Genomic DNA, 15496 nt, shown 5'->3' on the forward strand with positions numbered 1-15496 from the left:
TGCCGTCGGGAGAAGCCTATGAACATCAGAGAGATTGCTACGACCGAGTACGAATCGTTCGACGAAGACGCCCGCGTCTCAAAGCTCGTGGGAACGTTTCAAGAGCGTGGCGTCGACGCGGTGGTCGTCACCTCTGACGGCGACTACGAGGGGCTCGTCACGCGCCGGCAACTCAACTCCACCCACCAGAACCCCGACGCCAAAGCGCGGAGCCTGATCTGGAACGTCGGCCGAGTCGGCGTCGACGCGGACGTGCGGACCGTCGCCCGGTTGATGATCGGCAGCAGCGCGAAGACCCTCCCGGTGTTCGAGGGAGAGGAACTCTACGGCGTCGTCACCGCCGGCGACCTGCTCGCGGCCGTCCAGGAGTTCCTCGGCGTGCTCACCGTCGAGGACGTGTACACCGAAGACCTCGTCACTGTCTCGCGCGGTGCGACGCTCGGAGAGGTACTCCACACGCTTCGGGACCAGCGCATCACACACCTGCCGGTGGTCGAAGACGACGACGCCGTCGGCGTCATCAGTATCCACGACGTCCTGGACTTCACCGCTCGTGAGATGGACCGTCGACAGGGTGGTTCGCCCGGCGCGGGAACGCAACCCGGTGGCGGGAGTTCCCGCGGGGGCTTCGGTGAACGCGCGGGCGGCCTCGAACGGATGCTCGACCTGCCGGCGGGGAACGTGATGAGCGAACCGGTCGAGACCACGACGTCTGACCAGTCACTCGACGATGCCGTCGACCAGATGCTGGAGGCCGGGGTCTCCTCGCTCGTCGTGACCAGCGAGGGCCGACCGGTCGGCATCGTTACCGACACCGACGTCCTGCGGTCGCTCACCTGGGGCGCCGAGACGCATCTCCCCGTCCAGATCACGAACGTCGACCTCTTAGACGACATCTCGCGCCCGGACGTCGCCGATCTGATCGAGGACGCCACGCGCAAATACGGCGACCTGACCGTGCTCGAAGCGAAGGTCTTCCTCCAAGAACACGACGAGACGCTCCGCGGCACGCCGCTGATTATGGCTCGGATTCGACTCTTCACCGACCGGGGACACTTCGTCGGGACCGGCGAGGGCTACGGCGCGCGACACGCGCTCCACCTGGCGCGGAACGTGGTCGAGCGGCAGATCCTCGAAGGGAAAGAGTACGGGCAGACGAAGAAACACCCGAGCGACGAGGAACGGTCCAGACTCTACGGCTGGTGGCTCGCCGGCCCCCCACGACAGCAATGACCTACGAACTCTCAGAGCACGCCGTCGACGTCAAACTCCGGGCGAAGGCCGGTTCGCTCGAACTGGCGTTCGCCGAGATGGTCGACGCGCTCTCGGAACTCGTCGGGGGTCCGACGCAGCCGCAGGCAGATCCGATGATCGAGAAGGTCGACCTCACGGCGCGCGACCTCGAAGCCTTGCTCTTCGACTTCCTGAACAAGCTGGTTCTGTGTCAGGATATCGAAAACGCAGTGGTCTCTAACGCTGGCGACGTCGAAATCCGCGAGACCGAGATGGGCTATCACCTGTCGGCGACGATTTATGCGACCCCCATCGAACCGGACCGGCCGCTGCTCGACGTCAAAGCCCCGACGTATAGCCAGATGCGGATCGAACAGGACGACGACGGCTGGACCATCGAGGCGGTTTTGGAGGTGTGACAGGCTTGGAAACGTTCCGAATCTGGCGACCCGGGTAACGCATAATACGACTCGCGGTGCACTCGTTTCTATGCCACGAATACCCAAGCCGAAGCTGGTCGAACTCGAGGGCGAGTACTACCACGTCCGGTTCCGTGACCCAGATGAATTCAGCGAGATCCGGACGCCCGAGTGGGCACAGGAGGCGGCTGCGGAGGTCTCGACGGGCAGTAAAGTCCGAACGGGCCACAGAAAAGGCAGCGACGAGTGGGTCGTCCAGTCGGTGTTGATCCCCGAAGCCACAGGAAAAACGACCGCCCGCTCCGACGCGCAGAAGATCATCGAAAAGCTCGAAGCGTAGGCGGGACGGAGCGAACTTCTTTGGTACCGCGGCGGAATGGTGATGTATGGAGGAGCGCTACGTCGATCAGTTTCTGTCACGACCAGTCGAGACTGTCACTCCGGACACGCCACTCGCCGAAGCCGCAGCGACGTTGATCGAACACGACATCGGCGCGGTCGTCGTGGTGAACGATATGGGCCAGTTCGTGGGCCTCCTCACGGCGACTGACTTCGTCGCGCTCGCCAGGGAGGAAGCGCCCGCGGCTGAGGCGACCGTCGCGGAGTGGATGCGGACCGACGTGATCACGACGACGCGACAGACCCCCATCAGCGACGTTGCCGACACGATGATCGAGCATCTGATTCACCACGTCCCAGTCGTCGACGGCGATGAGGTCGTCGGGATCATCACTACGCTCGACCTGACCGCGTCGCTACGGTAGCGTGTGCACGCCTTCGTGCACCCGAGCGCCCGACAGCGTGTGATCGGGTGCGCACTCAGTTGCAAATGCTACCATAGCCGACCCACCCTTTCGAGGAATCCCCGATCCCCAGGCCGCGTTAGCAGCCCGGTGGCTCGATGAGAGGACACGAAAACGGGTGGTATGCAATTGCTACCACCCTAACAGCCGTACTTTTGTTACGGCGGTAGGAAGTGATTATCCGCTCACACACCGGTAGGGACTCTTTTCTGCCGTCGGGAGGGCTGGCACTCACTCGTATTCGAGGCGGTGGAGTTCGTATCGGTACCGCCGCCCGGCCTTTTTCACGACGACGAAGTGATCCTCGCCGTCCCGTTCGAGGGCGTGGAAGTGCTCTCCGAGTTCTCCGGGATTTAGTGATCGCGTCGACTCCAATGCTCCGCGTCCGAAGTGCAGCAGCGCAGTCCTGTGGCGCACGTCGTCGGCCTCTCGTGCCTCGACCACCAGGAGGTCGCCGTTCTCCCGGACGTCGACGTCGCCGGTGAGTTCCCACGTCCGGTCGCGGTACCGTAGCTCCGTGGCTTCGAGATCGACCCAGTTTTCTTCGACCATATCGCTACTTCCGCACGACCCATCATCGGTTTTTCGGCGCGGCTGACTGGAGTGTCCGCTGGTCGCTCGACGTCTGCTCCGACCGGGCACGACCTACGGCAGCCAACTGGGACAACACCTCGCTTCCGACGGTCGGCCGCTGGCGTTCTCGGATTCGAACGGCCGCGTTGTGAGCACCTGCTCGTGGCGCGACCGGTCGCGGTAGGCGGTGATGCCCTTGCACCCGAGTTCGATCGCCAGGGCGTACGCGTCTGCGATGTCCTCGCGGGTTGCGTCGTGTGCGAGGTTGATCGTCTTCGAGATCGCACTGTCGACGTGCGCTTGGAGTGCGGCCTGCATCCGGACGTGGTCCGTGGCGGAGATCTCTCCTGCGGTCACGAACAACTCCGCGAGTCCCGTCGGGATCGGCAGATCTGCTGGGCGCTCGAACGTGCCGTCTTCGAGGAGCGACAGCGCACGTCCTCGAATCTTCTCCGGATCGATACCGTTCGCTTCCAGCGTTCTGAGGAAGTACTCGTCGAACTCGACGAGCATCGCGTCGCCCTGCACGTCCTCGCTCACGTTCTTGAAATAGAGCACGTTGAACAGTGGCTCACAGCCACCCGAGGTGTTCGCGATCATTCCCGTGGTCCCGGTGGGTGCAATGGTCGTGGTGTTGTGATTGCGGACCGGGAACCCGTCGTCCCACTCCTCCGGGTCGCCGCCGGTGTGTCGCTCGAACCACTCCGGGTAGTCGGTCGGCGCGGCGTACTTCGAGTGGCCCCAGTCGGGGAACGAGCCCCGATCGATCGCCAGTTCGTGGCTCGCCTGCGTCGATTCGCGATTGATCGCGGCCATCAGTTGCCGGGCGATCTCGCGTGCGGGTGGCGCGTCGTACCTGACGCCCAGTTGGATTAGCAACTCGGCGAGGCCCATTATCCCGAGACCGATCTTTCGCATCCGGCCGACCGTCTCGTCGATTTCGTCGATCGGAAATTCCGACACTGTCAGTACGTCGTCCAGGAAGCGTGTTCCCAGGTGCACGAGGTCGTTCAACCGCCTCCAATCGATCGCCTGCTCCAGAAACGTCTCGACGGCGGCCGGAAGGTCTCGAATCTCCTCGTTGTGGAACTCGGACCACGTGGCGGCGTCGTCGTCGACCAGCAGCGAGAGGTTCACGTGCCCGAGCGTACACGCCTCGTACTCTTCTAGTCCCTGCTCGGCACAGGGATTGGTCGCGTCGATCCGATGGGACGGATATCGTTCGACGTCGAAGGAGTGCTGGCGGTTCGTCTCGTCGATCATGAACAACCCCGGCTCGCCGTTCTGCCACGTCCCGTCGACGACGAGTTCCCAGACGAACCGCGCCGGTAGCGTCATCTCGGCCCCGACCTCCAGGTCGGTTTCCCCACGATACTCGTCGATCCGCGGGATTTCTTCGGCGTAGTCCCGCCAGAGATTCCGTTCGACTTCGGTCCGCGGGCCCGACTCGTAGGCCGTGCTGTAGAACTGGGCAGTGGCTTCGGTCACTTCGTGGGGGCCGCCAGTGCTCGGATTCTGAAGCGTGTACCGCGAACCCTCCTGGACGGCGTCGTAGAAGCAGTCAGTGATCGCCACGGAGAGATTGAAGTTCGTCAAGAGATCCTGTTGCCGCTTCACCGTGCAGAAGCGACCGACGTCGGGGTGAGTGACGTGAAGGATCCCCATCTGGGCTCCCCGCCGCCGACCTCCCTGCCGGATCTGCTCGCACATCGTGTCGTAGACGTTCATAAACGAGACCGGGCCGCTGGCGACGCCACCCGTCGATCTGATGTGGTCTCCCCGCGGTCTGAGCTTCGAGAAGGAGTACCCGACGCCGCCGCCGCTCTGCATCACTTTCGCCGCGCGGCCGAGCGTGCCGAATATGGAATCCAGCGAGTCCGCCGGCGAGAGCACGAAACACGCCGCGAGCTGTTGGATCTCGGTTCCGGCGTTCATCAGCGTTGGCGAGTTCGGCATAAACGCGAGCCCAGTCATCGCCTCGTAGAACCGCTGCTCCCAGGTGGCCGCGTCAGCGTCCGTCCCGTACTCGCGCTCGGCGCTCGCGACGGTCGCAGCGACGCGTTCGAACATCTCCGCCGGCGTCTCGATTACCTCACCGGCGGCGTTCGTCCGAAGGTACCGCGCCGGCAGAATCCGTTCGTAAACGTTCTCGCTGAGCCGCTCTCGGAGCGTCTCGCCGCCGCCTCGCTTCTTGGGGAGTACGAAGTCGCTCGTGTCTATCATCGGTTCGTGTCTGTCATTCTTCTGTCCTCACGCGAACCGCGACGGTGCAGCACGACGATACCTCGCGGACGTCTGTGTATCTGTGCGTGACAGTACCACACTTATGACCGAAGCGAATTATCGATGTCGGTGCGTCCCCGGTCCCGAAGGGCGTCGCGGGCGGGCGTCTGTCCGGCCGTATCAGCCCTTGATGTTGGCGATGGGGTACGTCCGGGCGACCTTGGTACCGATCCCGAGAGCGTCGCTGACGCGGATGACCTCGTCGACGTCCTTGTACGCGCCCGGTGCTTCCTCGACAAGCGTCCCGCCCGACCGCGCTCGCACGTAGATGCCCTGCTCGCGGAGCTGTCGCTGGAGTTCGTTCGCGGAGTACTCCGCTTTGGCTTGCGTCCGCGACATCACCCGACCGGCACCGTGTGCCGTCGACCCGAACGTTCGGTCGAGTGACTGCTCGCCCCCGCACAGCACGTACGACGAGGATCCCATACTCCCGGGGATGAACACCGGCTGTCCGACCGCTCGATACGCCTCCGGGACCTCGGGCCGGCCTGCCGGGAACGCGCGCGTCGCCCCTTTCCGATGGACGAGAACCGTTTCTTCGCTCCCGTTGACGTGGTGTCGCTCCTCCTTGGCGATGTTGTGACACACGTCGTAGACGAGCTCGACGTCGGTAACGTCGAGCAGATCGTCGAACACCTCGCGAACACCCTGCGTCATCGCCTGTCGGTTCGCCCACGCGAAGTTCGCGGCCGCGTACATCGCGGCCTTGTAGTCTTCGGCGATCCGCTCCTCCAACGGTGCGTAGATCAGCTGGCGGTCCGGCAACTCGTCGGCAATCTCGGGGAACGCCCGCTCGAACCGGCGGATGTACTCGCTACAGACCTGATGGCCGAGGCCGCGCGACCCCGAGTGGATCATCACGACGACGTTGTCGGGGCGCAGGCCGAACGCTGCAGCGGTCTCGTCGTCGTAGATCTCGGCGACGCGATGGACTTCGAGGAAGTGATTCCCCGACCCGAGCGATCCGACCTGGTTGTGACCGCGGTTCATCGCCTCTGCAGGGACCTTCCGCGGGCTCCCCGGCAGTCGACCGTTCTCCTCGCAGTGTTCGAGGTCAGCCGGAACCGCGTGCCCGTGTTCGAGCATCCACTGCATCCCGTGAGTGAGGATGCCGCGGAGGTCGTCCATATCCGTGTCGAGATAGCCGCCCTTCCCGAGCCCGCACGGAATCGTCTCGTAGAGTCGTTCGACGAGCTCTTCTTCACGTCCCTCGACGTCGTCGTACTCCAGCGGGGTCCGCAGGAGCCGGACGCCGCAGTTGATGTCGAAACCCGATGCCCCCGGGGCTGATCACCCCCGTTTCCGTGTCGACGGCGGCGACGCCACCGATCGGGAAGCCGTACCCATGATGGCCGTCCGGGAGGACGACCGCGAACTTCCGAATGCCCGGCAAGGTCGCGACGTTCCGCCCCTGCGTGAGCGTCTGATTGTCGCCCCGCTGCAGTTCTTCGACGAGCTGCTCCGATCCGTACACGCGCACCGGCACGCGCATCGCACCGTCTCGTGGTATCTCGTAGATGTTCGTTGCAACTTCCGCGAGTTCGATTTGCTCTGGCTCTGTCATTCCTTTCTGTTGGTGTTCGGTGTCGCCCGCTGCATCTGGTTCGTCGTCGCAGTCGGTACCCATTTCGACCCCGGTTCCGGATTGCGGCTCGCGCTGCTGGCCTCGGTCGCATCTAGCAGTAAGTGGCCGACCACCGTAAACTCTGACACTGACTTTTTTTGGGGGAACGTTAACAGTCGATGCCGTCGTTGGTCAGCGTATGCCCGACCAGTCTGAGGACGTCGTGTCGATCCCGGCCGGCGGGGTCGAACTCCCCGGCGAACTGATCGTCCCCGAGGACACTGCCGGGCTCGTCGCGTTCGCGCACGGGAGCGGCAGTAGCAGACACAGCCCGCGCAACACGTTCGTCGCGGAGGTGTTGCGCCGCCACGGCGTGGGCACGTTGCTATTCGACCTGCTCACCGAAGAAGAGGACCGCGAGTACGAGACGCGATTCGACATCGATCTCCTGACGACGCGCCTCATCGCCGCGACGGAGTGGATTCGGGAGCACGAGGAGACCCGAGACTTGAACCTCGGCTACTTCGGGTCCAGCACCGGGGCGGCAGCGGCGCTCCGTGCGGCGGCTCGTCGCGGCGACGACGTCGACGCCGTCGTTTCACGCGGCGGTCGCGTCGACCTCGCGTCCGAGCAGTTGCCGGCAGTCACGGCGCCGACGCTCTTCATCGTCGGCGGCGCGGACACGCAGGTGCTCGAACTCAACCGCGACGCGCTGGCCGAACTCACCTGCGAGAAAGAACTCGAGGTCGTCGAGGGCGCCGGCCATCTCTTCGAGGGGTCGGGCGAACTCGACGAGGTCGCCGAACTGGCGGCCGAGTGGTTCGAGAGCCATCTCGCGTGACCCCGACGATGTCACGGATATCCAGCGCTCGCGTCGCCTGTGCCGGGGGGAACTCGCCGTGCAACTAGTCGCCACGCCGAGCGCGGAGCATCTCGACTTGGACGCCCATCACCTCGTGGCGCATCCTCAGAACGGGATCCGACAGTTCCCCGACTCGGAGGTGTACGTCCAACTCGGGGATCTCGACGACGTCGAGGAGGTACGTCTCGTTCACAGCGGCCAGCCTCATCCCAACCGCGGGCTCGCGTTCCTCTACGGTGCGCTCGCGGCGCTCGCAGAACGCGAGTGTTCTATCTCGGTCCTGTTCCCGTACGTGCCGTACAGTCGGCAGGACAAGGCGTTCTACGAGGGGACGGTCAACTACGTCCGGTCGATCTTCCGGGTGTTGACCGAGCACTACGGCGTCGAGCGGATCTACGCGGTCGATCCGCACTTCAGCCACCGCGAGTGGGTTCAGGGGGTCCCTATGGAGGTGTTGCGGGCGTTCCCGCTCGTCGAACAGCACGTCGAGATGGACGACTACGTCATCGTCGGGCCGGATCTCGGCGCTGTCGAGCGGTTCGGCGTCGCCGGCTTCGAGAAAGAACGCGCGAGCGCCGTCGAGGTGGAACTCTCCGGCGAACTCGCCGTCGCGGGACAGAACGTGCTCGTCTTCGACGACCTCATCGCGACTGGCACGACGATGGTCGAGGCGTTCCACCGGCTGAAAGAGCAGGGCGCCGAGACGGTCCAGGCGGCCGCCGTTCACGGCGTTCTGCCCGAGGGCATCCAACGGGTGGACGACACCTACGACGCGCTCTACCTCACCAATACGATCGCGAGCGACGCGGCGACGGTGCGCGTCGAACCGTTGATCCGGGGGGTCGTTGCTGGCGAGCAGGCCTCCCCCGACGACGGATAGTGAGTATCGGACCTCCTCGTAGCGTCTCGCCGAACGATATGGCACGCATCGATGCACGGGTACGATAACCACTATAGTACTGGTCGCCGGACGTCAGACTATGGCGCTCGATATCGACACTCCTACCCCACCAGATCTGACGAACCGTCCCCTGCCGAGCACGTTTGACTCGGAGGAACTCGAAGACGCCGAAGAACTCCGGCGGGCGGAACTCGAAGAAGTGCTCCGCGACGGGGCGTGGAACGAGGCGTTCGAGGAGTGGGACGAGTACACGGACCTGAGTGACTCGGAAGTTCGGTCCCTCCAGGATGCTGGCGTCTTCGAACAACTGGACTTCTACTGGGACCCGATCGACGCCACGTTCCGATTCGAGGTCCCGAGCCTTCCGCCGGAGCTGGCCGACGAGGAACTCGCTACCTACGCCACCACGGAGTTGACCGATCTCGGGCAGACCGTGATCGAACTCCTCGCGGACGCGTATCTCGACTGGGGCGACGAGGAGTCGCCGATCGACCACTGGAGCGAGGAGACGTTCAGCGATCAGACGCCGCCCGAATAGCGAGGAGGGGTTCGATCGGCCGACGCTCGTGGTCCGCGCCAGCATTAATACGAACGTCGCCGAACAGACAGCTATGAGTGAACACGACTCCGAAGCCGAAGGTGAGGAACTCCCGTTCGAGTGCGATATGTGCGACGAACGCTTCGCGACCCGTGAAGAACTGAAAGATCACGTCTGGGAGTACCACGAGATGGGCGGCGACGTGCCGCCGTGATCTGTGGTCGATACGCAGTTGTGGCCGATACGCGTGTGTCGCAGTAGCGACCACCGAGAGCACCTGTGCTGCCGTGTAAGTCGGATATACTGTTCCCTTCGACGGCAGCTACGGTGCGTCAGCAACGCCTACTCTACAGGGCTCGTGAGTAACAGTTGCCTTCAACCCGGTCTGGGCGACTCTATAGAGCATTTGCAACTGATTGCGCACTCGATCGCACGACAGGGTGTGATCGGATGCGTGAAGACTTGCAAATGCTACTATAGCGTTGCTAACAATGTAGCTCCGTTGTGTCAGTTCGAACGCTATGGGAGCGACAGACAACAAAGCGATCGTCCGGCGGATCATCGACGAAGCGTGGAACGAACAGGACCTCGACGTCATCGACGAACTCTACAGCGAAGACTACACCGGGCACTGGTACCTCCCCGGTGGTGAGGATAGCGACCGCGAATCCCTCAAGGCATTTATGAGCGACGTCTTCGAGGGGTTCCCGGACTACGAGATGGACATCGAGTTCCTGATCGCCGAAGACGACCTCGTGACCATCGGGTTCACCGGAGACGGGAGTCACGAAGGAGAGTTTATGGGGATCCCACCGAGCGGGAGTGAGCCAGCGGGCACTCCGACCCCCGGCCACATCACGTACCGTATCGAAGACGGGCAGGTCGTCGAGGGCTGGTCGACGTGGGACGCGCTCGGTCTACTACAGGGGCTCGGGGTGCTTCCCGAGGACCTCTCGGCGATGGCACCGGCCGCCGACGACTAGGCGGTGGTCAGGCCTAGGCGGTGGTCAGGCGGGTGTCGTCGTCACCTCTAGCGAGCGCGTTCGCGGCCCGTCGCACTCGACGAAGAGGATCGACTGCCACGTGCCGAGGTCGAGCTCGCCGTCGACGACGGGGACGGAGACGCTCTCTCCGAGGAGCATCGCCCGGAGGTGTGCGTCGGCGTTGTCGTCGATCGTATCGTGCTCGTAGCCACCCTCCCGGGGGACGATTCGGTCGAGCGCGCGTTCGACGTCGCCCAGAAGTCGCGTCTCGTTTTCGTTGACGACGACGCCCGCCGTCGTGTGCGGAACGAAGGCCGTGCACACGCCACGATTCACGTCGTCGGGGACTGCTTGGGCGACTTTCGCCGTCACGTCGACGACCGCGACGCGCTCACTCGTGCTGACTTGGATCGACATAGGTGCTCGTAGGACCGAGAGGCTGATGAGTCTACTTGTGCTCGCGTGCCCTCACCTGTCCTCGCGTCTCCTACGATCGGTCGCTCGGTGCGATCGATCCACGGGTGGATTTATTGACCTGACGTGCGTCTGTGCGGACGATGACCGAAACAATCGAGATCAGCGACGACCTCGCCGAGCGCATCGACGGCCATCTCGAAGAGGACGAAACGATTCCCGAATTCATCGAGGAACTGGTCTCGATCTACGAACAGGAGGGCCGGTTCCTGCAGGAAGGGGCCTAAACCGACCGACAGCGCAGACCCTTTCCGTGGTGGAAATGGCTGATTACGGACAGCACCGGGCGTGGAAGTCTCCGACTTACTATCTTGTGAGGGGGTCTAGCGCGACTATGGATCGGACTGCGAACGGAATTTCGCGACGCGGACTCCTCCGGGCGGCCGTCGGGGCCGGTGCCGCCGCCGGTGCGACTGGGGGGGCAGCGGCGCAGGAAGGCACTACTCACACCGTAGATATGACCGACGAGTTGGTCTTCGCTCCCGATTCGATAACGATCGCTCCCGGCGACACCATCGTCTGGGAGAACGTCGGGACGATCGGCCACTCGATCACCGCCTACGAGGACGACATCCCAGACGAGGCCGAATACTTCGCTTCGGGGGGATTCGACGCGGAGGAACCCGCCCGAGGGGCCTATTCGGCGGGCGACCCTGACAGCGGCGACGTCGCCGGCGGCGAGTCCTATCAGCACACCTTCGAGGTAGAGGGCACCTACGATTACTTCTGTGTCCCACACGAGAGTGTCGGGATGATTGCGGCCGTCGACGTCGTCCCCGGCGGTGCCACTCCCACCCCGAGTGGACCGGCTGCCCCGACTGTCCCGGACGCTGCCAAGACGCTTCTCGTGACGGTCACCGGCGCGTTCGTCGCCGTCCTCGCTCTCGCGTACTTCTTCCTGAAGTACGGCGGGGACTACGAAATGATGGACGAAGAGCAATAACCTGAAGCGAGCGAGGACCACCAGAGCGAGGATCACCTCCGAACGGCGACTGGATAGCGGCCCGAGCACATTACAGAATCTCGCGGAACGCCTCCACGACGCGCTCGTTGTCCTCTGGCCGCGCCGTCATCACGCGTAGGTATCCAGCGCCGAGTCGGTCGTCGCCGAGTGGTTTGATGAAGATCTTCCGCTCTCGGAGTTTCGCAGCGACCTCGTCTGCGTCGTGCGGGCTCACGTCGGCGAGGAAGAAGTACGTCTGACTCGGGAACGTCGTGACGCCCACCGACTCTAACTCCGACGCCAACTGGTCGGCCCACGAGCGCAGGCGATCGACCCGTTGCTCGATCTTCTGGTGGTGATCGAGCGTTGCAATCGCGGCCGCCTGGCTCGGACGCGCCAGCGGGTAGGCGTCGTTGCTCGCGTTCAACTCGGCGGCGACTGACTCGGGGAGCACCGCGTACCCGATCCGGAATCCCGCCAGGCTGTGGGCTTTCGAGAGCGTCCGCGTCACGAACAGATTGTCGTACTCCGGGACGAGATTCGCGACCGGATTCTCGACGAAGTCGACGAACGCCTCGTCGACGAGAAACCGTGTCTCGGGGTATTGCTCCAGTAACCCGGGGAGGGCTTCCATATCGAAGCCGCTCCCGTTCGGATTGTTCGGGTTGACGATCACCGCGAGCGTCGTTTCCTCTGGGATCTCGAGGTCCCGGAGATCGAACTGAAAGTCGTCTTCGGGGCGCAGTCGCGTTTCGGTGTATCTGTCGGCGATTTCGGGAAACAGCGGGTACGTCGGCGTCAACAGGTGCACCTGCTCGCCGAACCGATCGAACAACTGTCGCAGAATCAGCTCTGAGCCGGCGTTGACGTGGATGTGCTCCGCCGAAACGCCCGCGCGGTCGGCGAGGCGATCCCTGAGCGGTTCCGAGTACGCCTCTGTGTAGTGATTACTCCGCGGCAGTTCTGCACGCGCGGCGTCGATCGCTTCGTCGATCGGTGGCAGCGGATTCTCACAGAGCAGGAGTCTGACGCCCTCGAAACCGGATCCACCTTTCTCCGTCGTCGATTCTTGGGTCATACTACTGCTTCGGTTCACAATGGAGGATAACAAACGTTTGCCGAGCGCAATAGCTTATAGGGATTATCGTCACTGTTCGTAGATTCTCGCCGTCCCGTCCGGCGAGAAATCTATGGAGACTTACGATAATCCCTATTAGTTTCGGCCCACGAAACATCCGTCAGCACCGGGACGTATCCACGCAGTCGCGCTCGCCCAGGCGAGTCCAGACTCGACGTACCGGTGCGTGGAACACACTATGGGAGACACGAAAGAGGGCCGCGATAAACAAGGTCTCGACGAGGAACAGCGCCAACGCGAGCACGAACTCGAAACCGAACGCGAGTACGAAGAAGCCGCCGAGGAACGGCGCGAGGAACACGGAGCGGAGGAGGCCGAAGCCGAACTCGCAGACGACGAGTAGCCGTTCTCGCATCGATCCCCGATTCGTCACTGCTGTCCCTCCGCAGCTGCTCGTACCGTCCGAATTTATAGTTCCTGCAGGCGAGTGTACACGTGGTGGAAGTATGCCAGACCGCACTCGATCCACACTCGCCAGCGCACAGCCTCGCGGTCGTCCTGCGACCGACCGATCGCGATCGTTCCCCGTCGACGTGGCCGACCGCGGTGACCGCTTTCTCGTGTCGGCCGAACTCCCGGGCCTACGAACTCAAGAGATCGACGTCACGGTCCGTAAGAACAAACTCCAGATCGTCGCCGAACCCACGACGGAGACGGACGGCACGTACCGCCGGCGTGAGCGTGACTCGGGGACGCTCCGGCGCGTAATTCATCTCCCCGAAGCGGTCGACGAGAAACACGTCTCCGCGTCCTACAACGACGGGATTCTGTGGGTCACGCTGCAGAAACGGGACCAACCGACGCACGTCGAGATCCAGTGACTGCCGGGCGCCTCGGCGCCCCCTGTGTGCTTCGACTACAGGTACGATCTCGCTTCGTCGTCGGTGACCTGCACGAACGAGTCGTAGAACTGCCCGACGGCCCCGAAGTGTGACGGCTCGGCGACGCAGATCACTTCGTCGGCTTCCGAACGCAACCGCTCGGCCGTGTCGGGCGGTGCGACCGGGACCGCCAAAATCACGCGTTCGGCCCCCGACTGCTCGACTTGCCGGATGCAGGCGGTCGTCGTGGCGCCGGTCGCGACGCCGTCGTCGACGACCAGCACCGTCTTCCCCCGAAGATCGGGTGCCGACCGATCGCCGCGGTAGCGTTCGACCTTCTCCTGTGCCGCCTCGCGCTCGCGTTCGATCCGCTCGTCGACGTAGGGGTCCGGGACCCGCAGGTCGCCGATCAGTGACTCGTTCAGCCAGACGGTGCCGTCGCTGGCGACGGCGCCGATCGCCAGTTCCGGGCTCTGCGGCGCACCGATCTTTCGGGCTGCGACGATGTCGAGCGGGAGGCCGAGCGCATCGGCGACGGCGCGTCCGACGGGCAGGCCACCGCGCGGGATCGCGAGGACGATGTCCGCATCGACGCCTCGCGTTTCGAGGACGTCGGCGAGCTGTCGACCGGCGTCGGCTCGATCTTCGAACATTCGAGGCTCACCCACTCATTTGAACGAGACCCCGACGTCGGTCGCACGCGTCTCCTGTGGGGAAATCGTGACCTGTATCTGATCGATCGGACACGCGTACTGGTGCGGGTGTTTGCCGTCGGTGGAAAATTGGACCGCCTCCTCCAGGAGCGGCACCGCGCTGAGCTGATCGAGTTTGCGATAGACGGTCGAGAGTGGAAGATTCAATCGTTCGGACAGTTCACGTGCGGTCAACGACTGCTCGGACGTCGAGGCGAGTATCGCTCGACACTTCGGATCGCTCAGCGCGGTGAGTGCCTCCTGCGTCTGTTCGTCGACGTCGCCAAATTCCACTGTCGACTCCGCTGACTTCGGAACCATAGTACCGCGTTATACTGTTCAACAAGCGTTTATAGTGCTTCGGCTTGGTCCTCGAAGGTGTTCATACACCGGGACACCGCCCGGTGGCTATGGTAGCGTTTGCACGTCTTCACTCACCTAATCGCACGCAGTCGTGCGATTGGCTGTGTAATCATAGGGACTATCGTACGTCCTCATAGATTTCTCGCCGGACGGGACGGCGAGACTCTCCGAACAGTGACGATAATCCCTATCAGTTGCAAACGCTACAATAGCGGACTGCTCGACTGCGGTTCGTCTCGCTGGCACGGCGTGTGCGACGCCTGTGTACTCCGTTGCAAACGTCCGACGTATTCGACGAGAAAGTGGCTCCGCGTCCAGTTTCTGACGAGCGGCGTCCTGTAGTAGCATTTGCAACCGATTGCACACCGGACCACACGCTGTCGTGCGAGCGGGTGCGTGAAGACGTGCAAATGCTACTAAAGCTGTTATGAACTGCGGTCCGTCTCCCTACTCTTCTTCGATGTCTATCGTGCGGGCTTCTTCGATTTCGAGTTTCGGGAGTGTGACCGTCAGCACGCCGTTTTTCATCCGCGCGCTTACGTTCTCCTTGTCGATATCGTCGGGTAGTCGGATCGATCGGTGCATCGACTGCTGGCGTCGCTCGTGCCGGAGGTACTGCTCTTCTTCTTTCTCGACGTCAGATTCGCGCTCGGCTTCGATCCGGAGCGTGTGATCTGTCACCTGAAGGCTGACGTCGTCTCGCTCGAACCCTGGGAGATCGACGGTGACGAGGAATTCGTCGTCGTGCTCGACGAGGTCGAGCGCCATCGATTCGAACTCCGTGGACCATCGGCTGAGCGGCCCCTCGGACTCCCAGATCCGAGACGAGTTGTCGAACTGTCTACTCATCCGCTCGAACAGGCGTTCGAGCTCTTCGAATGGGTTACTGCGTGCGCTCATAGTGAG

The 15496-nt window shown here is 63.3% G+C and carries 20 protein-coding genes and 1 pseudogene; 13 read left to right on the forward strand and 8 right to left on the reverse strand.

Going from position 1 to position 15496, the window contains the following annotated elements:
• Positions 1-18 precede the first annotated feature (18 nt).
• The 4 genes from NO347_RS12975 to NO347_RS12990 all read left to right on the forward strand — a co-directional run bounded on the left by NO347_RS12975 (position 19) and on the right by NO347_RS12990 (position 2416).
• Positions 19-1233 carry a CBS domain-containing protein gene (locus NO347_RS12975; RefSeq protein WP_256290005.1) on the forward strand — a complete coding sequence of 405 codons (1215 nt, stop codon included), beginning with the start codon at positions 19-21 and terminating at the stop codon, positions 1231-1233.
• Entirely contained in the window at positions 1230-1652 is a 423-nt protein-coding gene (locus tag NO347_RS12980) for an archease (RefSeq protein WP_256290006.1), read from the forward strand. Before NO347_RS12975 ends, NO347_RS12980 begins: the two co-directional genes overlap by 4 nt.
• A 70-nt stretch (positions 1653-1722) precedes the next feature.
• Entirely contained in the window at positions 1723-1992 is a 270-nt protein-coding gene (locus NO347_RS12985; RefSeq protein ID WP_256290007.1) for a hypothetical protein, read from the forward strand.
• 46 nt (positions 1993-2038) lie between these two features.
• Entirely contained in the window at positions 2039-2416 is a 378-nt protein-coding gene (locus tag NO347_RS12990; RefSeq protein ID WP_256290008.1) for a CBS domain-containing protein, read from the forward strand.
• A gap of 270 nt (positions 2417-2686) precedes the next feature.
• On the opposite strand, the gene NO347_RS12995 is transcribed toward NO347_RS12990, so the two are convergent.
• The 3 genes and pseudogenes from NO347_RS12995 to NO347_RS13005 all read right to left on the reverse strand — a co-directional run bounded on the left by NO347_RS12995 (position 2687) and on the right by NO347_RS13005 (position 6875).
• Positions 2687-3007 (reverse strand): hypothetical protein, encoded by a 321-nt coding sequence (locus tag NO347_RS12995; protein WP_256290009.1) that lies wholly within the window; start codon positions 3005-3007, stop codon positions 2687-2689.
• Between the two features lie 93 nt (positions 3008-3100).
• Positions 3101-5251, reverse strand: coding sequence for an adenosylcobalamin-dependent ribonucleoside-diphosphate reductase (locus NO347_RS13000; protein ID WP_256290010.1), 2151 nt, complete (start codon positions 5249-5251; stop codon positions 3101-3103).
• Between the two features lie 180 nt (positions 5252-5431).
• Positions 5432-6875, reverse strand: a pseudogene (locus NO347_RS13005) (RtcB family protein).
• Positions 6876-7074: 199 nt separating this feature from the next.
• Between NO347_RS13005 and NO347_RS13010 the strand changes: the two are divergent.
• The 5 genes from NO347_RS13010 (at position 7075) to NO347_RS13030 (ending at position 10159) form a co-directional block, all read left to right on the forward strand.
• On the forward strand, positions 7075-7716 hold the full coding sequence (locus NO347_RS13010) for a dienelactone hydrolase family protein (protein ID WP_256290011.1): 642 nt from the start codon (positions 7075-7077) through the stop codon (positions 7714-7716).
• A 58-nt stretch (positions 7717-7774) separates the two neighbouring features.
• Positions 7775-8617, forward strand: coding sequence for a ribose-phosphate diphosphokinase (gene prs, locus NO347_RS13015; protein WP_256290012.1), 843 nt, complete (start codon positions 7775-7777; stop codon positions 8615-8617).
• Between the two features lie 100 nt (positions 8618-8717).
• The gene (locus tag NO347_RS13020) at positions 8718-9176 is read left to right on the forward strand and encodes a DUF7992 family protein (RefSeq protein ID WP_256290013.1); all 459 of its coding nucleotides are present in this window, start codon (positions 8718-8720) and stop codon (positions 9174-9176) included.
• A gap of 73 nt (positions 9177-9249) precedes the next feature.
• Positions 9250-9390 carry a C2H2-type zinc finger protein gene (locus tag NO347_RS13025; RefSeq protein WP_121569724.1) on the forward strand — a complete coding sequence of 47 codons (141 nt, stop codon included), beginning with the start codon at positions 9250-9252 and terminating at the stop codon, positions 9388-9390.
• Between the two features lie 307 nt (positions 9391-9697).
• On the forward strand, positions 9698-10159 hold the full coding sequence (locus tag NO347_RS13030; RefSeq protein WP_256290014.1) for an ester cyclase: 462 nt from the start codon (positions 9698-9700) through the stop codon (positions 10157-10159).
• Positions 10160-10183: 24 nt separating this feature from the next.
• Here NO347_RS13030 and NO347_RS13035 read toward each other — a convergent pair whose 3' ends face one another.
• Complete coding sequence (locus NO347_RS13035) at positions 10184-10576, reverse strand: secondary thiamine-phosphate synthase enzyme YjbQ (protein ID WP_256290015.1); 393 nt, start codon at positions 10574-10576, stop codon at positions 10184-10186.
• Positions 10577-10716: 140 nt separating this feature from the next.
• Between NO347_RS13035 and NO347_RS13040 the strand changes: the two genes are divergently transcribed.
• Both NO347_RS13040 and NO347_RS13045 read left to right on the forward strand, forming a co-directional pair.
• On the forward strand, positions 10717-10860 hold the full coding sequence (locus NO347_RS13040) for a DUF7557 family protein (RefSeq protein WP_256290016.1): 144 nt from the start codon (positions 10717-10719) through the stop codon (positions 10858-10860).
• A gap of 107 nt (positions 10861-10967) precedes the next feature.
• Entirely contained in the window at positions 10968-11576 is a 609-nt protein-coding gene (locus tag NO347_RS13045; RefSeq protein WP_256290017.1) for a plastocyanin/azurin family copper-binding protein, read from the forward strand.
• Between the two features lie 70 nt (positions 11577-11646).
• On the opposite strand, the gene NO347_RS13050 is transcribed toward NO347_RS13045, so the two are convergent.
• Positions 11647-12654, reverse strand: coding sequence for a pyridoxal phosphate-dependent aminotransferase (locus tag NO347_RS13050; RefSeq protein ID WP_256290019.1), 1008 nt, complete (start codon positions 12652-12654; stop codon positions 11647-11649).
• Between the two features lie 238 nt (positions 12655-12892).
• Here NO347_RS13050 and NO347_RS13055 point away from each other — a divergent pair, with 238 nt between their 5' ends.
• A complete protein-coding gene (locus tag NO347_RS13055) occupies positions 12893-13057 on the forward strand; it encodes a hypothetical protein (protein WP_256290021.1) in 165 nt (54 codons plus the stop codon).
• Between the two features lie 103 nt (positions 13058-13160).
• Positions 13161-13535 carry an Hsp20/alpha crystallin family protein gene (locus NO347_RS13060; RefSeq protein WP_256290022.1) on the forward strand — a complete coding sequence of 125 codons (375 nt, stop codon included), beginning with the start codon at positions 13161-13163 and terminating at the stop codon, positions 13533-13535.
• Between the two features lie 35 nt (positions 13536-13570).
• Here NO347_RS13060 and NO347_RS13065 read toward each other — a convergent pair whose 3' ends face one another.
• The 3 genes from NO347_RS13065 to NO347_RS13075 all read right to left on the reverse strand — a co-directional run bounded on the left by NO347_RS13065 (position 13571) and on the right by NO347_RS13075 (position 15490).
• Positions 13571-14188, reverse strand: coding sequence for a phosphoribosyltransferase (locus tag NO347_RS13065; RefSeq protein ID WP_256290023.1), 618 nt, complete (start codon positions 14186-14188; stop codon positions 13571-13573).
• Positions 14189-14203: 15 nt separating this feature from the next.
• Positions 14204-14548 carry an ArsR/SmtB family transcription factor gene (locus tag NO347_RS13070; RefSeq protein ID WP_121569717.1) on the reverse strand — a complete coding sequence of 115 codons (345 nt, stop codon included), beginning with the start codon at positions 14546-14548 and terminating at the stop codon, positions 14204-14206.
• Between the two features lie 489 nt (positions 14549-15037).
• A complete protein-coding gene (locus NO347_RS13075; protein ID WP_256290024.1) occupies positions 15038-15490 on the reverse strand; it encodes an Hsp20/alpha crystallin family protein in 453 nt (150 codons plus the stop codon).
• Between the last annotated feature and the right edge of the window lie 6 nt (positions 15491-15496).

The sequence above is a fragment of the Halobellus inordinatus genome (assembly GCF_024464655.1).
GTDB classification, from domain to species: Archaea; Halobacteriota; Halobacteria; order Halobacteriales; family Haloferacaceae; genus Haloquadratum; species Haloquadratum inordinatus.